This window comes from Lactobacillus sp. B4015 (genome assembly GCF_026536055.1).
Classification (GTDB): domain Bacteria; phylum Bacillota; class Bacilli; order Lactobacillales; family Lactobacillaceae; genus Lactobacillus; species Lactobacillus panisapium.
In genome coordinates, this window is sequence record NZ_JAFNOY010000002.1 from 121,349 (window position 1) to 141,321 (window position 19,973).

Consider the following 19,973-nt stretch of genomic DNA (forward strand, 5'->3'; position numbering starts at 1 on the left):
AGTAGATTATTAATAAGACAAAATAAAAAACAGCTTAGTCAATTACTAAACTGTTTTTATTATTAGGAAAACTGAAATCTATTACTCTTTTTAATACCAATGATGACTTAACCAAAAGCTCTTGGCATTAACCCATGAACCGTAGCGGCCGTAAACGTAATTATCGGCAACTCGTTCCTGGTTCTTAGGGGAATAATTACCATGAAGGTAATTAATGTTTAATTGGTACTTACCGTAACACACACCATTTCTAGCATAGTAGTTACCACCGGATTCTCTCATTGCAATCCAGTTCTTGGCAGCACGTTCACGCTTAGATAATTTTCTAGCAGCTTGAACAGTTTGAACATTTGAACTGGTGTTAGTTGTTTGCGCAACAACAGTAAAACCAAAAGATAGTGCTAAAGCTGCAATTAACTTAGTTAACAGACTTTTATTTTTCTTCAATTTCTTCATTCCCTATAAAAAAGATCATTCATTTACTATGGATAATCATACACATGCAATATTTCATTGTTGTTACAGAATTAACACGCGACTCTTACAATCAGGTTTTAATGTTATTTCTGCATAGTTTTGGTAGAATTTAGAGGAAACTATTCTAGGAGGTAGATTATGACTGCAAAACATTTTTATGAAACTTTTCATCCTGATCATTATGACTTGTTTATTGATGTTAACCGTGAACAGAAAACAATTACCGGTACTTCAACAATTACTGGTGAGGCAATCGAAGATACAATTTTAATTAACCAAAAATATATGACTATTACGAAAGTCATGTGTGATGGTACTGAGGTTCCTTTCACCGTTGATGATGAGGAAGAAGCAATAAAAATTGCGGTAGGCAAAACAGGCAAAGTTACAGTTGAGATTACTTATTCCGCACCACTAACTGATACTATGATGGGAATTTATCCTTCATATTACAAAGTGAACGGCGTTAAAAAACAGATTATTGGAACACAATTTGAAACTACCTCAGCTCGTCAGGCTTTCCCATGCGTTGATGAGCCTGAAGCAAAGGCCACTTTTTCGTTAGCCCTTAAATATGACGAGCACGAAGGCGAAACGACAATTGCTAATATGCCGGAAATCAAGGTTGAAAATGGCGTTCACTATTTTGAAAAAACAGTTAGAATGTCCAGTTACTTGATTGCGTTTGCGTTCGGTGAATTGCAATCTAAGATGACAGAAACCAAAGACGGCGTCAAAGTAGGCGTGTTTGCGACTAAAGCGCATCAAGCTAAGGAACTAAACTTTGCGCTTGATATCGCCAAGCGGGCAATTGAATTTTATGAGGAGTTTTATCAAACTAAGTACCCATTACCACATTCTTGGCAATTAGCGCTACCTGACTTTTCTGCCGGGGCAATGGAAAACTGGGGCTTGATTACTTACCGTGAAGCTGCAATTTTATTGGATCCAGACAATGCTACTCCGGAGCAAAAAGCTTATGTAGCAACAGTTATTGCCCATGAACTTGCTCACCAATGGTTTGGTGATTTGGTAACGATGAAGTGGTGGGACGATTTATGGTTAAACGAAAGTTTTGCCAACATGATGGAATATGTCTCAATTGACGCTTTAGAGCCTGAATGGCACGTTTGGGATAATGTTTACCAAATATCAGAAGTTCCTGCTGCTTTAAATCGTGATGCCACTGATGGTGTCCAACCAGTTCACGTTGAAGTTGAGCATCCTGCCGATATTGATTCGATTTTTGATAGTGCGATAGTTTACGCTAAAGGCTCAAGAATGTTAGTAATGGTTCGCGCTTTATTGGGCGACGAGGCATTGCGCAAAGGGCTGAAGTATTACTTTGACCAACATCAGTTTGGCAATGCAACCGGTGACGACCTGTGGAATGCATTATCCACTGCAACTGACCTAGATATTGGTAAAATCATGCACACTTGGCTGGATCAACCTGGTTATCCGGTTGTCACGGCTAAAGTTAATGCAGAAAATCATTTGGTTTTGAGCCAAAAGCAATTCTTTATTGGTGAAGGCAAAGATGCTAACCGTAAATGGGCAATTCCACTTAACGCCAATTTCGCTGCGCCACAAATTATGTCAGAGCGTGAACTTGATCTTGGTGATTATCAAGACCTGCGTGCAAAAGCCGGTCATGCATTACGCATTAATGTTGGTAATAGTTCGCACTTTATTGTTAACTATGACGAAACATTGATGAATGATATTATGACCGAAGTTGATCAATTACAACCAGTTGACCAATTACAACTCTTGCAAGACTTGTCCTTGCTTGCCGCGGGTAACCAAATTTCTTATGCGCAAATCATTCCGCTATTACCGAAGTTTGCTGCATCTAGATCTAATATTGTTATTAATATTTTGTTCAATATTGTTGATCAATTGCGGAAATTTGTCACTCACGGATCGGCTGACGAAAAAGCGCTGAAGGCATTTTGCAATAAATTATCTGCCGAAAATGTAACCCGCTTAGGCTGGCAAGCCAAAAAGACTGATACTTCAGATGATAAACTGATTCGACCAATCGTTTTAATGGCTGCGCTATATGCAGAAAATTCTTCTATTTATGCAGCAGGTCACCAAATTTTTACAGAAAATAAGGACAATTTAGCAGCCATTGAGGCATCAGTACGACCTCATGTTTTGGTAAATGAAGTTAGAAATTATCATCAGCCTGGTCTTGTTGCCGACTTAATTAAGCAGTACCAAGAAGCAGTAGATCCATACTTTAAGCAAGACTTGTTAGCAGCTATTACTATGACTAAGGACAAGAATGAATTAGAGAAGATTGTGGATAATTTTGAAAATGCTGATATTATCAAACCCCAAGATCTTCGTGCTTGGTACCGCTCCATTTTACTTAACCAGAATGGTCAACAATTAGCATGGGATTGGTTACGTCAAGACTGGTCATGGCTTGAAAAGACAATCGGTGGCGATATGGAATTCACAAGTTATATCACTGTAACTGCGAAAGTTTTCGATACCGCACAAAGATTAACGGAATTCAAGGAATTCTTTGAGCCAAAAATCGATCAACCAGGACTTGGTCGTGAAATTAAGATGGATACACGCGTAATTGCAACAAAAGCTGCTTTAGTTGCAAATGAAAAAGCGCAAGTTAATGAAGCAATCAAGGCAATTTTGTCGCAGGATAAGTAGGAATCTAACACTTATCAAGTTCGTATCATTAAGTTAATATTGATGTACTTAAAACACCAAGCTAAACAGTGAGCTTGGTGTTTTTTTATTGGTGCAAAATAACACTTTAAGCAATTAATTGTAATTTATTAATGGTAATAGTAAATGACGTAGCAGAATAGGCACTTTTATCGTACCAGCTAAATTAAGATTTAACTTCTTAGTGAATTGCTATTTGATAGTTATTTAGTAAAATAATTAAGGGAATAATAAGGGGGTTAACAAATGAAAAAATGTCCAAATTGTGGCGCATTGATGAAATCAAATGTCAATTTTTGTACTAAATGTGGGGCCGATCTGCGGCAGATAGATAATAGTCCTCAAGAGGCTATTGCTAAGTCAGAGGATTCACACCAAATAAAAAGTCAACCGAATAGTGGAGAAAACTTTGAGCAAAATCAGACAAAGCCAAATGCTGCTAATAATGAACAAGCGCAAGAAAATCAGTTCCGGCAAGCACCGACTTCAGCTAATACGCAAGAAGCTAATTCAGAAAGACCAAATAACGTCATTCAAAATTACTGGCAATGGTGCGTTGATTCATGGCAGCATCCATTTTCAGCGCTGATTGGTGAAAGCTGGTATGGCTGGGCTACGATTCTATTAGACGACTTGCTGATTATTTTAGGCTTTTATTTTTGCTTGAAGTCTATGGCTAATGGCTATGGTATAGGTCGAATAGTTTCTGGTTTTGCCTTTAGCGGCGTCATCAGTTTACTGCTGTTCACACTTTTGTTTGAAGCAATTATCATTGGTGGCTATTATGCAGGACATTATTTTATTTATGGTAAAACTGACGGCTTAATCGCTTTCGTTAATCGGGGCGTTCACGCCAGCAACCTTAATTTGATATTATCATTATTAGTCTTCGTTATTTTAGTAATGGGTCCAAATAACGGCTCATTTGTTTCTGTAGTATTATTTATCATCTTTTCGCTCTTTTACATGGGCTTCCAGGTAACTGCGCTTGGTGAAAATAGACAGCCTATTAGAGATAAAATGTATGGTTATATTATTTCTTATCTGATAATACTAGTAGCAATCGCTATTCTCTTTTCAATACTATGCAATTCAATGTATCAATCAATCTTAAACCAAATCTTTTCAACTTTAAATTAATTACGAAATTTCAAATGGGAAAACTGGTATTTTACCTTTTTCCCTTATTAACAAATGCGCGAGTAAATTAAAAGGGCATGCTGCTATAAATTGCAACATGCCCTTTTAATTATTATTAACTTAGAGTATTCACTAGTTAGTCATAGACGATGACTGCTTCATGCTTAACAACATTATGCCAAACATGCTTGATTTCACCTGGCTTAATATTGACGCAACCGTGAGAACCGCCCCGCAAGTATGCCTTTTTACTCCAATCGCCGCGCCAACTGGCATCATGCAATCCGCAACCGCTAAGAGTAAACGGCATCCAGTATTTTACCGGAGAGGCATACTTTGAACCGTCATTGTTGCGGCCGCGTAAAACAGCGGGCGATTCTTTATACTGAATATACCATACGCCAGTAGGGGTACGGTTTCCTTTGCCGCCATTTTCAGTTCCAGTAACAACATCGTTTAAGTGAACGGCTAATTTGCCTTTTCTGACAATCCATAATTCTTGTTTCTTGAGAGAAACAACAACATAATCATTTCCGATTCCATGATTGGACTTGTTATAGCCTAGACCATAAGTACTGTAGCCTAAACCATAGATGTAATCTTCGCCATTTAAGCTGGTTGTACCTTTTAAAAAGGCCTCTTCAACTGCTTTTTGCGCTTTTTTGACGTTAACGCCCCAGCCGTAGCTCTCATTTTTGACGGTAATTGTTTTACTATTAAGCTTATTTTTAACCGGTACTTTAAACTGGTAGCTTTTATGAATTGTCGAAACTTCTTGGTCGATCTTATTTAATTTCGCTGTTAGATTCTCCGAATTAATAAACGAGAATGTACCTTGTTTAAAAATGACCTTGTTAAGGAGCTCATTTGCCTTTAATTTATAGGACTTACCGGCAACTTTGTAGGTAACGCTGGCACGACTAACTGACGTTAACTTGCTGTTGGCACTTTCTAAATCAGTATAGTAGTATTCATAATTTTTCTTGTTGGGCATGGCTGTGTGTTGTTTAACAAAATAGTCGCGCACAGTTTGCCGATCAATTGTGTTAATGCTGGGATCACGCTCGATTGCGACTTTACCTTTTTCAAGGGTCACAATATTGTTGGCCTGTCGGTTAATTTTGGCCGTTGCCTTGGCAATAGTTAAATTACCCACTTTAACACCATAAATACTTACATTAGGGTTAAAATGGTTGGTGGCAAATTCTCTTGCCTGTCTTTGTGACTCGACATGGTGGTTATATAAAACTACGCCGAAAACAACCGCTAAAATTAAAACAATTCCAATAATGATTAGGTAAAGATTGTTGCGATTATTGTATTTTTTTAAGTTTTTTCTCGATTCCATAATTTTTATCCACTGTAAATAATTTTTTTAAAATAATTGCGGTTCCAGTTTATCATCTATTGAGACTCTAGTAAAATACAATAGTTAAAAACTTGTTAGGAGGTTCGCATGGAAAATGATCCGTTAATTTTTGATGTTAATATTGCCAAGGAAAAGCCCAATTCATATCGAAAAACCAAGAATAAGTCAGGTTGTCCCTTTTGCGCGCCAGATGAATTGAGCAACATTTATGACCGTAACGGGGATATGATTTGGTTGCGCAACAAATATCCTACGTTGCGTGATACGGTTCAAACCGTTCTAATTGAGTCGAGCGATCATCAAGGCGATATTACCACTTATTCTACTAAACAAAACCGGGCGTTAATGCGTTTTTCTTTAGCATGCTTTAATAAAATGCGAAAGCAAGAAGAGTTTCGGTCAACCTTGTGGTATAAAAATTTTGGCCCGCAATCGGGTGGATCACTCATTCATCCTCATATGCAGATTGTTGGTCTGAAAAAGCAAGACGGCTACCATTATTTGTCAGAAAAGAATTTTAATGGGGTTACTTTGTTTAACCAGGAGGACGTAGAAGTCAATATTGCCCGTTTTCCGGTTCAAGGCTATATTGAAATTAATATCAATTTGCTTAATAGCGCCGGTATAGACTTGTGGGCAGATTGGATTCAATGCGGGGCAAAATATATGCTGACGGTTCTTTCGAATGGCCGGTGTGATTCGTATAACCTCTTTTTTTATCCGCGAAAAAATAATGTGATTTGTGCTAAGCTGATTGCGCGTTTTGCTGCGCCACCATATTTTGTTGGCTACAAACTATCTCAAGTAGATAACGAAGAGAAATTACAGGACGAGGCCCAAAAATTACGGCAGTTTTTTGCTATCACCGCTAATAAATAATTAAACTTGCCATAGACAGCATTGATAGTTTTTCTTTATGCCATTATTATAATTTTTAATAATCTTAAGCACGATTATTTGCGGCTTATTTGGTTTAGCAATATAATGACAACGTGTTATTTAAGGAGAAATCAGATGCGTAGAGAACAAACTAGAAACTTGGCAATTACTGCCTTATTTATTGCAATTTTTTTACTGCAGACTTTCGTCCCTAATATTGGTTACATCCGTATTTTGCCTGGCTTGCCTGCAATTACTACAGCGCCGTTGACAGTTGCTGTTTATTCATTGCTAATGGGACCGGTTGCCGGAACTTGTTTTGGTATTTTCTGGGGACTGCTACGGGTGATCCTAGCATATACCCAGCCTGGAGATATGGTCAGCTTAATCCTATTCCAGAATATTTTTATTTCATTTATACCAAGTATTTGTGCGGGACTTTTTCCAGGGCTAATTGGTAAGGCCAGTCAAAATAAGAGTAGAGGCGTTAAAGAAGGCAGCTATATCGTTGCTGGTGCAGTTACGTCATTAACGAATACTGTTTTAGTCATTCTTTTGACTAGTCTCATTTTTATGGGGAATTCCTCTAGGCTAATGGGGTATATGGGCAATTTTGCCACGGGAACACCTTTGATCCAAGCACTGATTATTGCGCTTGGCATGAATGGACTGATTGAAGCAATCTTTACTGCTATCGTTACGCCAATTATTGTTACCCCGTTAAAAACCGTAATGAGTAGAGCTAGATAGTCCGTTTTTAGATAAAAATTAGCTTTTATCGGCTACGCCAATTTTAGTTAAATAATTAAATTTAAAAGTCATTTGCTTTGCAAATGGCTTTTTTTGTTTGACAAATTCAAAAGATTGGAATAGTGTATTAGTTAAATAATACAGAGAAATAATAGTGAGGTTGAATTATGACTGAAATTTTACGGGTAGATCAAGTAACTAAAACCTACGGTAAACGAGGAGAAAAGCAATATCAGGCACTTAAGGGGATTAATTTCGCCGTTAATTCAGGTGAATTCGTTGCCATCATGGGTGCTTCTGGCTCAGGTAAAACTACTTTGCTTAATATTCTTTCTACACTTGATAAACCGACAACGGGCCACGTTTTTATTAATCACCAAGACAACAGCACGCTTAATGCCAACCAGCTAGCAGACTTCAGGAGTAAGCAAATTGGTTTTATTTTTCAAGATTTTAATTTACTGGAAAATTTGACTAACCGCGAAAATATTGCCTTGCCGTTGACACTTCAAGGGGTAAAGTCTAGTCGAATTGATCCCTTAGTTGATCGTATTGCTGCTAGGTTAAGTATTAGTCAGATTATTAATAAATATCCGGCTGAAGTTTCTGGCGGGCAGAAGCAAAGAGTTGCCGCAGCTAGGGCTTTAGTACATGAACCAGCAATTTTGTTAGCTGATGAACCCACTGGAGCTCTTGATTCAAAGAGTGCCCGTGAACTGTTAGATACAATGAGCGACTTAAATACAAACGATGGTATTACAACCCTAATGGTTACGCATGATCCACTTGCCGCTAGTTTTGCTAGCCGTATTTTGTTTATTAAAGACGGAAAAATTGGTGAGCAACTACTCAAGCAAGATTTACCGAGACAAAAGTTTTATCACCAATTGCTTGAACACTTAGGTACTGAAGAATAGGGTGAAAATCATGATTTGGAAACTTTCTTTAACGGGCATCAAAAGCCGACTTAAAGACTATCTTGTTCTTTTTTCAGGCTTAATAGTTGCTAGCATGATCTTTTACATGTTCTTAACGATTGCTATTAATCCTTCTTTTATTAGTCATGATGTCAATGCCTCAACGGATTATCTAAATTTTACCTTTGCCTTTGGGATCGTTTTATTAGTCTTGATTACTTTTGTTTACTTAATTAATGCCAATTCGCTTTTGCTCAGTATGCGCAAGCATGATTACGGTATGTTTATGTCGCTAGGAGCTAAAAGCAGCCGCATCGGGCTATTGATTTTTATCGAAACCTTAATTACTGGGATATTGGCTACAATTGCAGGTATTGTCTTTGGCTTTGGCTTAACTGCTATTGTGTCACAATTACTCATTACAAAATTAAATTTACAGATTACTCACTTTGCTGTGATTTATCCGCCAGCAATTGGCTGGACACTCATTTTCTTCATTTTCATGTTCTTTTGGGGCGCTATTCATAATGTGCGAAAATTAACGCACACGCCAATTATTAGCTTACTCAAGGAGGATCAAAAACCTGCTAAACTAGGTAATCATCCGATTAAGCTTGCAGTTGAAGCTATTTTGGGTCTGCTATTATTAGCGGCTGGTTACCATATCTTGGGCCTGCCTTTAAACATGTTTTTACTAATTATTCCAGGTGCACTCATAACAATTGTTGCAGGAACGTATTTTATTTTTGATGCCGCGTGTGTTGGCGTCATTAATTTCTTAATTAAAAAAAGATCTCTTTCTTATCGCGGATTACGCGTCTTCATCTTGGGCCAACTGAAGTTTCGCTTGCATGACTTAACTAAAATCTTAACTATTATTTCACTGCTATTTGCTTTGGCATTGGGTGCAATCACTGTGGGACTTAACTTCACTACTCTTAAAGATTTGGGCAAAGAAAGTATCTATTACGACAATATTGTTGTCAGCGCATCGCCCGCCGTTAAAACCGAAGTTGCCAAATTACATATTTCTACTGAGCAAACCTACCATTATAAAGAAAATCGCAAGAATTTATTTTTAATGCGGGATGAGCTAAAAAAGCAGCCGGTTAAAGACAAAGAGGCCTATTTAGCAGGTCATGAACCAACATATAAAACTGTCAATTTAGCACTTAGTGACCTTGCTAAAAGTGATACACATGCAAACAATGCCTTTAGTTCACTATTAGGGACGACTAAGAAAATTAAACTTGTATCCCATTCTGACTGGCAGAACTTACCTGGTAAGCCTCATTTCTTGTCGCTAATGTTAGTTAAAAATTTCGAACAGGATTACCCAACTTTATTAAAGATTCAGCAATTGCAATTAAAAGAAAATCCGCATTACCTTAACCAATTTAATGAGAGTAAACCGGTTTTCTACCAATTAATTAGCAATTTCAGTGGCGGGTTTGAATTTATGGGCTTTTTCCTGGGACTTGCTTTCCTGACCATGCTGGCTTCTACTTTGATGTTTAAGGTACTAAGCGGGGCAGCTAGGGACCGTATTCGTTACCAGATGCTTTATCAAATTGGTGCGCGAAGAAGAGTTTTAAGTTCAGCGGTTAAAAGTGAACTGGGTACATTATTCTTGCTGCCTGCGGTATTAGGAATACTAGATGTTTTATTTGGCTTGAAACTATTTAGGATTCTTTTGCCTAATCCGTACCATCACTTATGGATCCCATTTACAATTTTTATTGTTCTGTACTTTATCTACTATGCAATCACGGTCAAGCTCTACCAGAAAGTCGTTTTACCACAGGAAAAATAAGCAAATGAAAAAACTAATCTCTCGCTTAGATTTTTTAATACTTTTGCGCTAGGAGAAAAATTATGATTTGGAAATTATCGTTAACCGGAATCAAAAACAGGATGAAAGATTATGTCGTGCTTTTTTCAGGCTTAATTGTTGCCAGCATGATCTTTTACATGTTCTTGACAATTGCCATTAACCCCGCTTTTCTTGCCAAGAATCTTCCGGTTAACCACCCGAATTACGTCAACTATATTTTTACTTTCGGCATCGTATTGTTGATGATTATTACATTCTTTTACTTGCTCTATGCCAATACCTTCTTGTTAAGCATGCGTAAACACGATTATGGGATGTATATGATGCTCGGGGCAAAAAGCATGCGGATCGGTCTTCTAATTTTCTGCGAAACTTTACTGACGGGGCTAATCGCGGTAATTGTGGGGATTATTTTAGGCTTAGGCTTAACCGCACTTGTTTCTCGGCTGCTAGTCAGCAAGTTGGGTCTAGCAATTAACCACTTTCAGGTAATTTTACCTCGGGCTATTTTAGGCACGATTCTTTTCTTTATTGTTATCTTTTTCTTCGGTGCGCTTTTTAATGCGCGCAAGTTAACAAAAACCCAAGTAATCAGCCTGTTGCACGAAGATCAAACACCCGTTAAGTTGAAGCGGCATCCACTATTACTGCTAGTTGAGGGAATAGCCGGAATTGGCCTGCTTGCCTGCGGTTATTATGTGATGACCCTGAACCCCAATAATATCTTCAAGATTATTCCCACAGCTCTGATAACAATTGTTGTTGGTTCCTTCTTTGTTTTCAATGCGGTCTTCACGTCAATTATTAACTTACTTTTAAAGAATAAAAAAATTTCCTACCGTGGTATTCGCATGTTTACCTTGGGGCAGCTGAAGTTTCGCTTGCATAGCTATACTCGCATTTTAACCATGATTTCACTTCTTTTTGCCTTGGCATTAGGTGCAATCACAGTTGGCCTTAATTTTAATTCTCTTAAAGAGACAGTTGCCCAAGGATATTACTATGATGCAAGTATTTGTAGCGATTCCAAGCCTGTCAAAAAAGAACTGGCAAAGCTGACATTAAAAAGCCAGCAGACATACCATTATAAAGAGGATCGCCAAAAAGCCTATTTCCAAAGTGCCGAACTGGCCAATAAACCACTTAAAAATAAAGAATTAGTTGACTCAAGCACTTCAACCGGCATGATAAAAATGCGCGTTGTAACCGTGTCTAAGGATAGTCTTGCGCCAATTCTTAGCAATTTCTTTCCCAATACCGGTAAGGTAGTGCAACTGGTAACAAAAGAAAAGTACCGACAATTGAAGCAGAAGCCGAAAGCAATTACCTTGATTAGGACGAAAGACTTCGTTCACGACTACCCGCGCATTTTAAAAATAGAACGCATGGAAGTAAAAGAAAACGCGGCTGCTGCAAATGTAATCAATACTAGTAAAGCTAATGCCTATCAAATGATAGTCGGCTATGTCAGCGGCTTTGAATTCATGGGTTTCTTTCTCGGACTAGCCTTCTTAACCATGCTTGCTTCAACCTTAATGTTTAAGGTGCTCAGCGGCGCTTACAATGATCGCTTGCGCTACCAAATGCTGGCCAAAATGGGGGTAAGAATCAAATTGCTCCGGCACTCAATTATGGTGGAAATTGGTGTATTGTTCGCACTGCCAGGCATTTTGGGCATAATTGATGTTCTCTTTGGGCTTAAGCTGTTTAGAGGACTTCTCCCGTATCCATACCGCGGCATTTGGATCCCGTTTACAATTTTTATTATTTTTTATTTGTTCTATTACGTTTTAACTGTCAAACTTTATAAAAAAATCGTATTGGATAATTAGTAATATGTGAAATATAAAAAGCTACGCTGTTTGAAGCGTAGCTTTTAAGTCCATTTAAAAGATTTTATGAAAATAAAATTCCAATTACTAACCCTAAGATTTGCATTAGTTGAAACCAAAATAAATTTTGTGGGGCCAAATCAAAGGTAGTCAGGACTTTGTGCCTAATATTATCTTTATCTACCCAAAATGTCATATCCTTAGTTTGCTTTTTTCTAAAGGTCTGAACGTTTTTATATAGTCGAGGAAAGGTGATAAATACTAAAAGTTGCCAAATAGGTAAAAGTTTAAAAATTACACTAATCAAAACGATTACATAAGGAAATAAAGTTAAAAAACTAAATAACTTTAAAGACCTTGGAATACCTATATATGAAGGTAAAGTATAGCGACCATTAGCTAAATCCTGCTTCAAGTCGCAAGTATTATCAGCTAGCATTGTAGCGGCATTAAAAAAAGCCTGAGGTAAAGCTATCCAAAAGACCATTAATAAATTAGCTAAATTACCAGAAAATGAAAATATAGGCCAATTTAAAGTCAAACTAGCCAGTTGTGAAAATGGTGAATTAATGTAAACAGCTAAAAACATTATGCCCAGACCTTCAAACAAGCCAGCTAAAATTTCTCCTAAAGGAATTCGAGAGAAAGGTACAGGACCGTAGGTATAGAAAACAGCAACGAAAAGGCCAGGTACTCCAACTAATATAATAAAAAGATCCGTTCGAATTGTTAGCCAAATGCCCAAAATTCCAGCAATAAAAAGCAACATAAGCATTAATATTAAAGAAGTTGTGGGAGATAAGTTACGCTTACCAATTAAATTATGCTCTTTTTGATAGCTCTTACTTTTAGCAAGGCGGTAGTCTTGAACGTTATTAAAACCTGTAACAAAAAGTGCAATTGCTCCTTGAGCAATCAAGTAAATCAACGAGTTTTCCCAATTAAAAGTATGAAAATAAAAGTACGCAAACAATACACCTAATAAGTAGGGCATTAAGCTATTCAATTTGGTGTTAAGTCTGACTAATTCAAAAAAATCAGTTATAGTAAAGCGTTTATATTGTTTTTTAGCCTCCATAATTTATTTCCTTTCACAAACTATTTTATGGTTTCAAATTAGCTAAGTGGTAACCATTATTTGAAAACAGCTTAAATTTATTTTTAAGACCTGGTGTAATATAAACATTTTTCTTTTTCGTTATAAAAATTGCTTCTATACCTGACTTTTTTTCAATATATTTGTATCCTTTCTTTAATCCTCGATTAAAAACAGCAGTGGATAATCCATCTCCAGTTTTTGAACGTTTGGCGATAATTGTTACGCTCAATAAGTTGTTTTGACAAGGGTAGCCAGTTTTAGGATTCATCAAATGACTATAAACCTTATTACCAACTTTAAGATAGCGTTCGTAAATTCCTGAAGTTACGGCTGTAGCATTTTGTTCAGGAAGGGATCCAATTGCTGCTCCGCGTGCAGCTTTAGGATCCTGAATTCCAACTGACCAGTTATTTCCATTAGTTGGTGATTTTCCTAACACATAAACATTGCCACCTAGGTCGATGATGGCACTAGTTACTCCTTCTTTTTTTAATACTTTCATTACCTCATCAGAAATAAAACCTTTAGCCATTCCGCCAAGATCTAGCTTCATACCTCGCTTTTTTAGAAAAACAGTTCGTTTTTGATCATTAAATACGACGTTATGATAATTTACTAAGGGTAATTTCTTTTTAATTGTGCTTTCTTTAGGTTTATGAGCATCAGGAAAACCAATTCGCCACAAACTAGTAATAGGGCCAATGGTAAAATCAAATGTACCTGCGGATATTTTACTGTAGTAGTACGCATCCTTGCACATCCTATAAATAGTTGGTGTTACCTTAGTCGACTTAATTCCAGCATTTTGATTGATTTTATCTATTTCACTACCCTTTTGATTAACAGTAGTTTCTTTTGCTAAAGTTTCAATGCGATCGAAACCGGCCTGTAATGCTTGATGTTTATGCTTGTTATATATTTTAATTGTGCAAACGGTACCCATTAAAAATTTAGTATCAGAAATTGGCTGAGTTGTGATCTCGGTTTTCACAGCCTTGGTATTTTTACTTTGAGTTGAGCATGCTGCCAAACTAGTTCCTGCTATTAGTAGTTCTATTACTAATAGTACTTTCAAAACTTGCTTTTTCATCTTAAATCCCTTAACAAAAAAGGAGCGGCTATAATGTCACTCTTTTTTCTAATTAATAATTAAAATTTCTATTCCTGATAAACAATATTATCTACTTTTATAGTCTTAGTGTCACCTTTTTGTGCTGCATTAATTAACTGACTGACGTAGGCAATAAAGGAATTGGAAGATTCAGTTGCTCCTGAAACTACCTGTACTTTTTCAGTATTACCCTTAGACTTTAAGAACTCTTCTTGTAATTTTGGAATATACTCTTTAGGGCCAATATTATTAATTTTCTTCATTTGTTTTTCGTATGAAGAATTTTTGGTTTTAGAAATACCCTTTTTGTTAATTTGATCATATTTAAAACTGCTGATTTTACCCTTTTTAATTACCATTGCAAATACTTGACGGTAATCATGACTGTAATTCTGTTCTTCTAGCTTGTAAGTACCATCTTTCATTTTTTTATCATTATTAATATGAATAGTACCTGTTTTACCTTTTTGTGCGGCTTGAGTTAACTGGTTAACATAGTTCTTTAAAGTCATACTGGAACCGGTTGCCCCTGATACTACCTGAATGGCACTTGAATTAGCACCATTTTTAGCGAATGATTTCCGTAACTCAGGAATATATTCTTTAGGACCTATCTTTTCCTTAGAATATTTCTTCATTTGCTCTTCATATTTATCGTCCTTTGCCTTCGATTTACCATCTTTATTAAAGTAATCATAACTAGTATCAATTACTTTACCATTTTTAACCGTCATTGCCATTTTTAATCGATAGCCATTGGAGAAATTGTCTTCTACCAGTTTATAGTCACCATCTTTTAACTTGCCTCCAGCAACTTGTTTGATGGCTTTTTTCTGAGTAACTTTACTTTCTTTTGGTTTCGAATTCTTGGAAGAATCATTGCTAGCTGTTGTTGAGCAGGCACCTAATAATAAAGCAGATAAAGATAACATAGTTGCACTGTAAATAATCTTGTTTTTTTTCATAAATTTCTCCTTGCTAATAAGATGAACGTATTTGTGTATTACTTCACTTATTAAAATTATAAAATAGGAACTTAGTTAATGCAATAGCAATTTAAAGTTTTAAAAATATTCAGAGTAACAATAAAGAAAGCGTATTACACCAATTAAAAAATATATTTGTGAAATTTAGCACTTTACCCAATATATAAAGTCTAGTATAATTAGAAATATGTACAGTTATTACTTTTGAAAGGGTGCTTAAAGTGGCTGAAATAAATGTTGTTGTGATTGGAGGGGGCTTCGGCGGTCTCTATACGACTAAGCATCTTGCAAAGAAAATGAAAAAACGGCAAGATGTTAAAATTACACTGATTGATAAAAATCCTTATATGACGATGATGACTTCGCTACATGAAGTAGCGGCTAATCGAGTAGAAGCAAAAAGTCTTAAATATGACTTACAGCGTTTATTTTCCCGCAGGAAAAATGTTGATGTTGTAACTGATAATGTTACAAAGATTGATCAGTCTGCCAAAAAAGTTATAGGTGATAATAATGTTTACCCATATGATTATGTTGTGTTAGCTATTGGTTCCCAGCCAAACGACTTTGGGACAACTGGTGTCAAGGAATATGGCTTTACTTTAGGTAATCTAGACGATGCTGAGAGATTACGTGATCATATTGATTTGATGGTACATATGGGATCTAGGGAACGTGATCCCGAAAAGAAAGCACAGTACCTAAACTTCGTTGTTGTTGGTACTGGGTTTACAGGAACAGAAATGGCTGGTGAATTGAATTCATGGCGTGGAGAATTAGCTAAAAAATATAATTTGCAAAAGAATGACATTAAAATCACGATGATGGAAATGGCGCCAACGGTCATGAATATGCTTGATCGACCAGATGCTGATAAGGCAGCACAGTATCTCTTAAAACAGGGAGTTGAAATTAAAACTAACACTGGTGTAGTCGGAGTTCATAAAAATTATGTTGATCTTAAGGATGGCTCTACATTTCCAACGAGAACCTTGATTTGGACTGCTGGCGTTAAAGCAGTTGATACGGCTAAAGATTTTGGTTTTCAAACTGGGAAAGCCGGTCGAATAATCGTTAATGAATATTCACAAATTCCTACTGATTCTCATATATATGTTATTGGTGATGTTGCGTTATATGATGCAGACGATAGTGGACGTGGTGAACCACAAGTAGTCCAAGGAGCTGAATCTGCGGGGAAGTGTGCGCTAAGAAATATTTACAATCAAATTAATGGTGGTGAGCCCGTTAAATTTAAGGGTACATACTCAGGTTTTATGGTATCTTTGGGGCCGGCTTGGGGTGTAGCTTCTTTAGTTAACACGTTTCATTTAAGTGGATTCTTTGCCATTTTGATGAAGGACATTGTTGACATGATTTACTTTATAGCAATTTATTCAGGACATTATCTTTTTCATTATGTAATGGATGAATGGTTCAGAATTAAGCGCCCCACATTGTGGCGTGGCAACCTTAATCGCTATGGGAATGTCTTGTGGACAGTGCCACTAAGAATATACCTTGGCATGATGTGGATAATAGACTGTTGGTATAAAGTTCAAGGCAGTGGTTCATGGTTCACTAATAAATTGCAACTACAGTTCCCATGGTTGATACAGGCTGCTACCAGCGGCGCTTCGCAAAAAGCTGCAGCAACTACAGCTGCTACTGGAAAAGCTGCAACTGCCGCAGCACCGGCGATATTTTCTTTGAACTATGATTATGGTCATTCGCCAATGGCGGTTTTTGATAAAATGCCAAGTTGGGTTCAAGCAATGACTAAAGTTATGATTCCTAATAAAGAAGCGGCATTGGTAGCTCAGAAAACTATGACGTGCCTTGAGATTGCTTTAGGAATCATGCTAATTTTAGGATTTTGTACTTGGTTAGCTGGAGGTATGAGTGCAGTCTTTGTAGCTATTTTTTGTTTATCAGGAATGAACTACTGGGTAAATGTATGGATGATCTTTGCTGCATTGGCAGTTATGAATGGTTCAGGCAGATCCTTTGGCTTAGATATGTGGTTTGTGCCTTGGCTGGAAAAGAAACTTACTAAATGGCGTTATGGTATCTTAAAACCAATTTATCACATTGATAAAAATGGGATAAAGAATTAACGGAATTTTCCAAAAGGTCCTATAGTAAATCTATAAGACTTTTTTAGTTTATATATCAATGGTGTTTATCTATGAAAAAAAGCAGACGGGTAAAACTGGGCGATTTAATAATTATTTTAATTTTACTAGTTATTAGCATCATTCCCTTTTACTTTTTATTATCGCCAATGAGAGAAAGCAATAATATTATTGCTGTAATTAAAGTTGATAATAAGCAGGTCAAAAAGCTATCTTTGAACCATGATATAGTGTGGAAATATCAGCATGGCAATAAACTTAATGTGGTTAAGGTAAAAAATCATAAAATTCGAATGATTGATGCAAACTGTAAAGATCAAATATGCGTTAAAGACGGTTGGAAAAGTAAGATTGGAGACACAATAGTTTGTTTACCTCACAAGTTTTTAGTTGAATTAAAGGTTGAGAATGAAAATAATGAATAAAGTTTTGCGTGCACTATGACTAAGACAAGTAACCATTTATACAATTATGTTTTTACAGGAATTTTATGTTCTCAGGGGATTATTCTTAGTATTGTTGAACAGATGTTACCGTCACCCTTTTTCTTTGCTCCGGGAGCGAGGTTGGGATTAACAAATATCATTACCCTTATTTCTTTGATGATTTTGCCTTTTAGGTATTGCTTTTTATTAACATTCCTCAGGATTGTTTTAACAGCATTAATGACTGGTGGAACTGGAACATTTTTATATGCGGCAGCTGGTTCATTTCTAAGTTTAATTTTGATGAAGCTTTTTATACCATTAACATCAAAGTTTATTAGTTTAATTGGTGTGTCGGTTATCGGCGGCGTGAGCCACAATTTTGGTCAATTATTAATTGCAGTAATACTTGCTCAAAGTAAATTTATTTTTTTATATTTGCCTCTGCTAACGATATTCGGAATTCTATCGGGGTTATTAGTTGGCCTAATTAGTAATTTCCTTTTACATTACGTTGGTGCATTCAGCTTTATTAAGAACGTTATTGACAAGGGAAATTAAAATGACGAGGTTAGATAAACAATTAATTCAAGTGCAAAAAATAATTCATCAAAATGTAGCTTTACCAAAAGGAAAATTAGGTGAAGCCCTTGAGTATGCTTTTTCTATGTCCGGAAAACAATTACGTCCCAGTTTTGTGCTCCTTTTTGGAGAAATGGGAAATAATCAAAATGAACAAAAAATATATAATATAGCGAGCTCTGTGGAAATACTTCATAATGCTACCTTGATTCATGATGATATTATTGATAATTCTGCCACAAGACGGGGAAGAGAGTCTGTTCAGGCTAAATTTGGCAAAACTATTGCTTTATATTCTGGAGACTACTTATTTGCTCTTTCTTTACAACTACTTAGTGAAAACACTTCTAGGATAACTGATTTACGGATTAATGGAAGTACTATGCAGGAAATTTTAGCGGGCGAAACTATGCAGTATGGTAATGAGTATAATATTACAATTACGGAACAAGAATATCTTGAGCAAATCCGTGGCAAAACTGCCAGTCTTTTTGGATATGCTTGCTATATTGGTGCGCTTGAAGGTGGTCTAAGTAGATCATTAGCTAGAAAAGCGCAGAAAGTAGGGCTCCTGTTTGGTCAAGCTTTTCAGTTACGTGATGATATCTTAGACTATACATCGACAGAGACAGAACTAAAAAAACCAGTGTTAATGGATGTCTTAAATGGTGTTTATACAGGTCCTTTAATTTTTGCATTAAAAAAAGATGAGACTGGTGAACTTAAGGACTTAGTCAAAATAGGAAAGAAACTTTCATTAACTCAGTTAAGGCAAATTGATAAACTGGTTAGTGATTTAGGTGGTATTAACTATGCACAGAATCTAGCAAATAAATTTACCGTGCAAGCATTACATATCCTAAAAAAGTATTTTTCTGGGTATACGGGTTTTTCCGAAATAGTTCCATTAATACAAGAAATGCAAATGAGAAAATACTAATTTAAAGTAGCTAGTACTTTACTTGTTCAAAATTAGCGATGATGAAATATTATTTGAAACTAAAAAAGTTGATCTATCAAGATCAACTTTTTTAGTAAGAAAATACCCATCTTAATAATAAATAAGCAAAATAGGTTAATTATTAGGCTTTATTAGGCTTACGTGTAAAGCCACAAAGAAACTGAAATATGACAAGAACGCAATAAGCCCAAAGTATGTAAACCAAAAAACTAATATCTGCCCTAGAAGAAGCAAACCAATACCATTGGTTCCCTTCTGTGCTATAAATCAGATTGGCTAAACCTAGCAAACCTAAAATTAAAGCATTAATAATCGCAAAAATCCATAAGTTTCCATTTTCGTGCTTAACTATATAAATGATTGACCAGACAGCTGACCATATTCCCCACAAACCAGTAACAGCAATTATGATCCAATAAAAAATTGTTGCAAACATTTTGGCCTCCTTATTATTTCTTTTATTTTAACATAAAGTTAAAAGTATCACATGATTATTTCATATCTTGGCAGAATCTAGGAGATTAATAAACTTCATCTTTTTGGTTTTATAGATGATTTTTTGATAATTTTTTGATGTCAAAGAATTATTAACTTGGGTATTTTGTGGGTAACAGCCAAAAGTTATTAAACATTGAAAAATTACAGACTAAAAACAAGAATTTTCAATTCATCTATCAATCTGACAGCTAATGTTGTGCTAAACGATTGCTAATGTGCTTAAGCTAATCAGTCTTTATTTGGAGAAGCTGATGTACATTTTGAACTGAAAAAGTATA

At 36.0% G+C, this 19,973-nt stretch carries 17 protein-coding genes; 11 read left to right on the top strand and 6 right to left on the bottom strand.

All coding sequences use genetic code 11. From position 1 onward, the window contains the following. Positions 1-90: 90 nt before the first annotated feature. Positions 91-456: an aggregation promoting factor surface protein gene (locus J3U71_RS02285; protein ID WP_220220595.1), complete on the bottom strand. Its 366-nt coding sequence runs from the start codon at positions 454-456 to the stop codon at positions 91-93. A gap of 159 nt (positions 457-615) precedes the next feature. Between J3U71_RS02285 and J3U71_RS02290 the strand changes: the two genes are divergently transcribed. Together J3U71_RS02290 and J3U71_RS02295 are read left to right on the top strand one after the other, a co-directional pair. Beyond that, on the top strand, positions 616-3,159 hold the full coding sequence (locus tag J3U71_RS02290; RefSeq protein ID WP_267392563.1) for a M1 family metallopeptidase: 2,544 nt from the start codon (positions 616-618) through the stop codon (positions 3,157-3,159). Positions 3,160-3,423: 264 nt separating this feature from the next. Beyond that, entirely contained in the window at positions 3,424-4,317 is an 894-nt protein-coding gene (locus J3U71_RS02295; RefSeq protein ID WP_267392562.1) for a zinc ribbon domain-containing protein, read from the top strand. A 136-nt stretch (positions 4,318-4,453) separates the two neighbouring features. Here the strand turns inward: J3U71_RS02295 and J3U71_RS02300 are convergent, their stop codons facing one another. Continuing rightward, positions 4,454-5,665: a L,D-transpeptidase family protein gene (locus J3U71_RS02300; RefSeq protein ID WP_267392561.1), complete on the bottom strand. Its 1,212-nt coding sequence runs from the start codon at positions 5,663-5,665 to the stop codon at positions 4,454-4,456. Positions 5,666-5,773: 108 nt separating this feature from the next. On the opposite strand from J3U71_RS02300, the gene J3U71_RS02305 reads away from it, so the two are divergent. From J3U71_RS02305 to J3U71_RS02325, 5 genes are all read left to right on the top strand, one after another. Further along, positions 5,774-6,565, top strand: a complete 792-nt coding sequence (locus J3U71_RS02305) for a DUF4931 domain-containing protein (protein WP_267392560.1) — start codon at positions 5,774-5,776, stop codon at positions 6,563-6,565. A 135-nt stretch (positions 6,566-6,700) separates the two neighbouring features. Beyond that, positions 6,701-7,315: an ECF transporter S component gene (locus J3U71_RS02310; protein WP_220220600.1), complete on the top strand. Its 615-nt coding sequence runs from the start codon at positions 6,701-6,703 to the stop codon at positions 7,313-7,315. Positions 7,316-7,482: 167 nt separating this feature from the next. Next, positions 7,483-8,232: an ABC transporter ATP-binding protein gene (locus J3U71_RS02315; protein WP_103752803.1), complete on the top strand. Its 750-nt coding sequence runs from the start codon at positions 7,483-7,485 to the stop codon at positions 8,230-8,232. Between the two features lie 10 nt (positions 8,233-8,242). Further along, complete coding sequence (locus tag J3U71_RS02320; RefSeq protein ID WP_267392559.1) at positions 8,243-10,045, top strand: FtsX-like permease family protein; 1,803 nt, start codon at positions 8,243-8,245, stop codon at positions 10,043-10,045. Between the two features lie 62 nt (positions 10,046-10,107). After that, on the top strand, positions 10,108-11,898 hold the full coding sequence (locus J3U71_RS02325; RefSeq protein ID WP_267392558.1) for an FtsX-like permease family protein: 1,791 nt from the start codon (positions 10,108-10,110) through the stop codon (positions 11,896-11,898). A 64-nt stretch (positions 11,899-11,962) separates the two neighbouring features. Here J3U71_RS02325 and J3U71_RS02330 read toward each other — a convergent pair whose 3' ends face one another. The 3 genes from J3U71_RS02330 to pplA form a co-directional block, all read right to left on the bottom strand. Next, a complete protein-coding gene (locus J3U71_RS02330) occupies positions 11,963-12,976 on the bottom strand; it encodes a UbiA family prenyltransferase (protein ID WP_267392557.1) in 1,014 nt (337 codons plus the stop codon). Positions 12,977-13,001: 25 nt separating this feature from the next. Continuing rightward, positions 13,002-14,087: an FAD:protein FMN transferase gene (locus J3U71_RS02335; protein WP_267392556.1), complete on the bottom strand. Its 1,086-nt coding sequence runs from the start codon at positions 14,085-14,087 to the stop codon at positions 13,002-13,004. A 68-nt stretch (positions 14,088-14,155) separates the two neighbouring features. Further along, positions 14,156-15,073 carry an extracellular electron transfer flavoprotein PplA gene (gene pplA / locus J3U71_RS02340; RefSeq protein ID WP_267392555.1) on the bottom strand — a complete coding sequence of 306 codons (918 nt, stop codon included), beginning with the start codon at positions 15,071-15,073 and terminating at the stop codon, positions 14,156-14,158. 242 nt (positions 15,074-15,315) lie between these two features. Here pplA and J3U71_RS02345 point away from each other — a divergent pair, with 242 nt between their 5' ends. From J3U71_RS02345 to J3U71_RS02360, 4 genes are all read left to right on the top strand, one after another. Then, on the top strand, positions 15,316-17,211 hold the full coding sequence (locus J3U71_RS02345; RefSeq protein ID WP_267392554.1) for an FAD-dependent oxidoreductase: 1,896 nt from the start codon (positions 15,316-15,318) through the stop codon (positions 17,209-17,211). A 71-nt stretch (positions 17,212-17,282) separates the two neighbouring features. Beyond that, positions 17,283-17,654: a NusG domain II-containing protein gene (locus tag J3U71_RS02350; RefSeq protein ID WP_267392553.1), complete on the top strand. Its 372-nt coding sequence runs from the start codon at positions 17,283-17,285 to the stop codon at positions 17,652-17,654. A 15-nt stretch (positions 17,655-17,669) separates the two neighbouring features. Then, positions 17,670-18,215 (top strand): Gx transporter family protein, encoded by a 546-nt coding sequence (locus tag J3U71_RS02355; RefSeq protein WP_267392552.1) that lies wholly within the window; start codon positions 17,670-17,672, stop codon positions 18,213-18,215. Position 18,216: 1 nt separating this feature from the next. Then, positions 18,217-19,176 (top strand): polyprenyl synthetase family protein, encoded by a 960-nt coding sequence (locus J3U71_RS02360; protein WP_267392551.1) that lies wholly within the window; start codon positions 18,217-18,219, stop codon positions 19,174-19,176. A gap of 142 nt (positions 19,177-19,318) precedes the next feature. On the opposite strand, the gene J3U71_RS02365 is transcribed toward J3U71_RS02360, so the two are convergent. Next, positions 19,319-19,633, bottom strand: a complete 315-nt coding sequence (locus tag J3U71_RS02365; RefSeq protein ID WP_267392550.1) for a hypothetical protein — start codon at positions 19,631-19,633, stop codon at positions 19,319-19,321. Between the last annotated feature and the right edge of the window lie 340 nt (positions 19,634-19,973).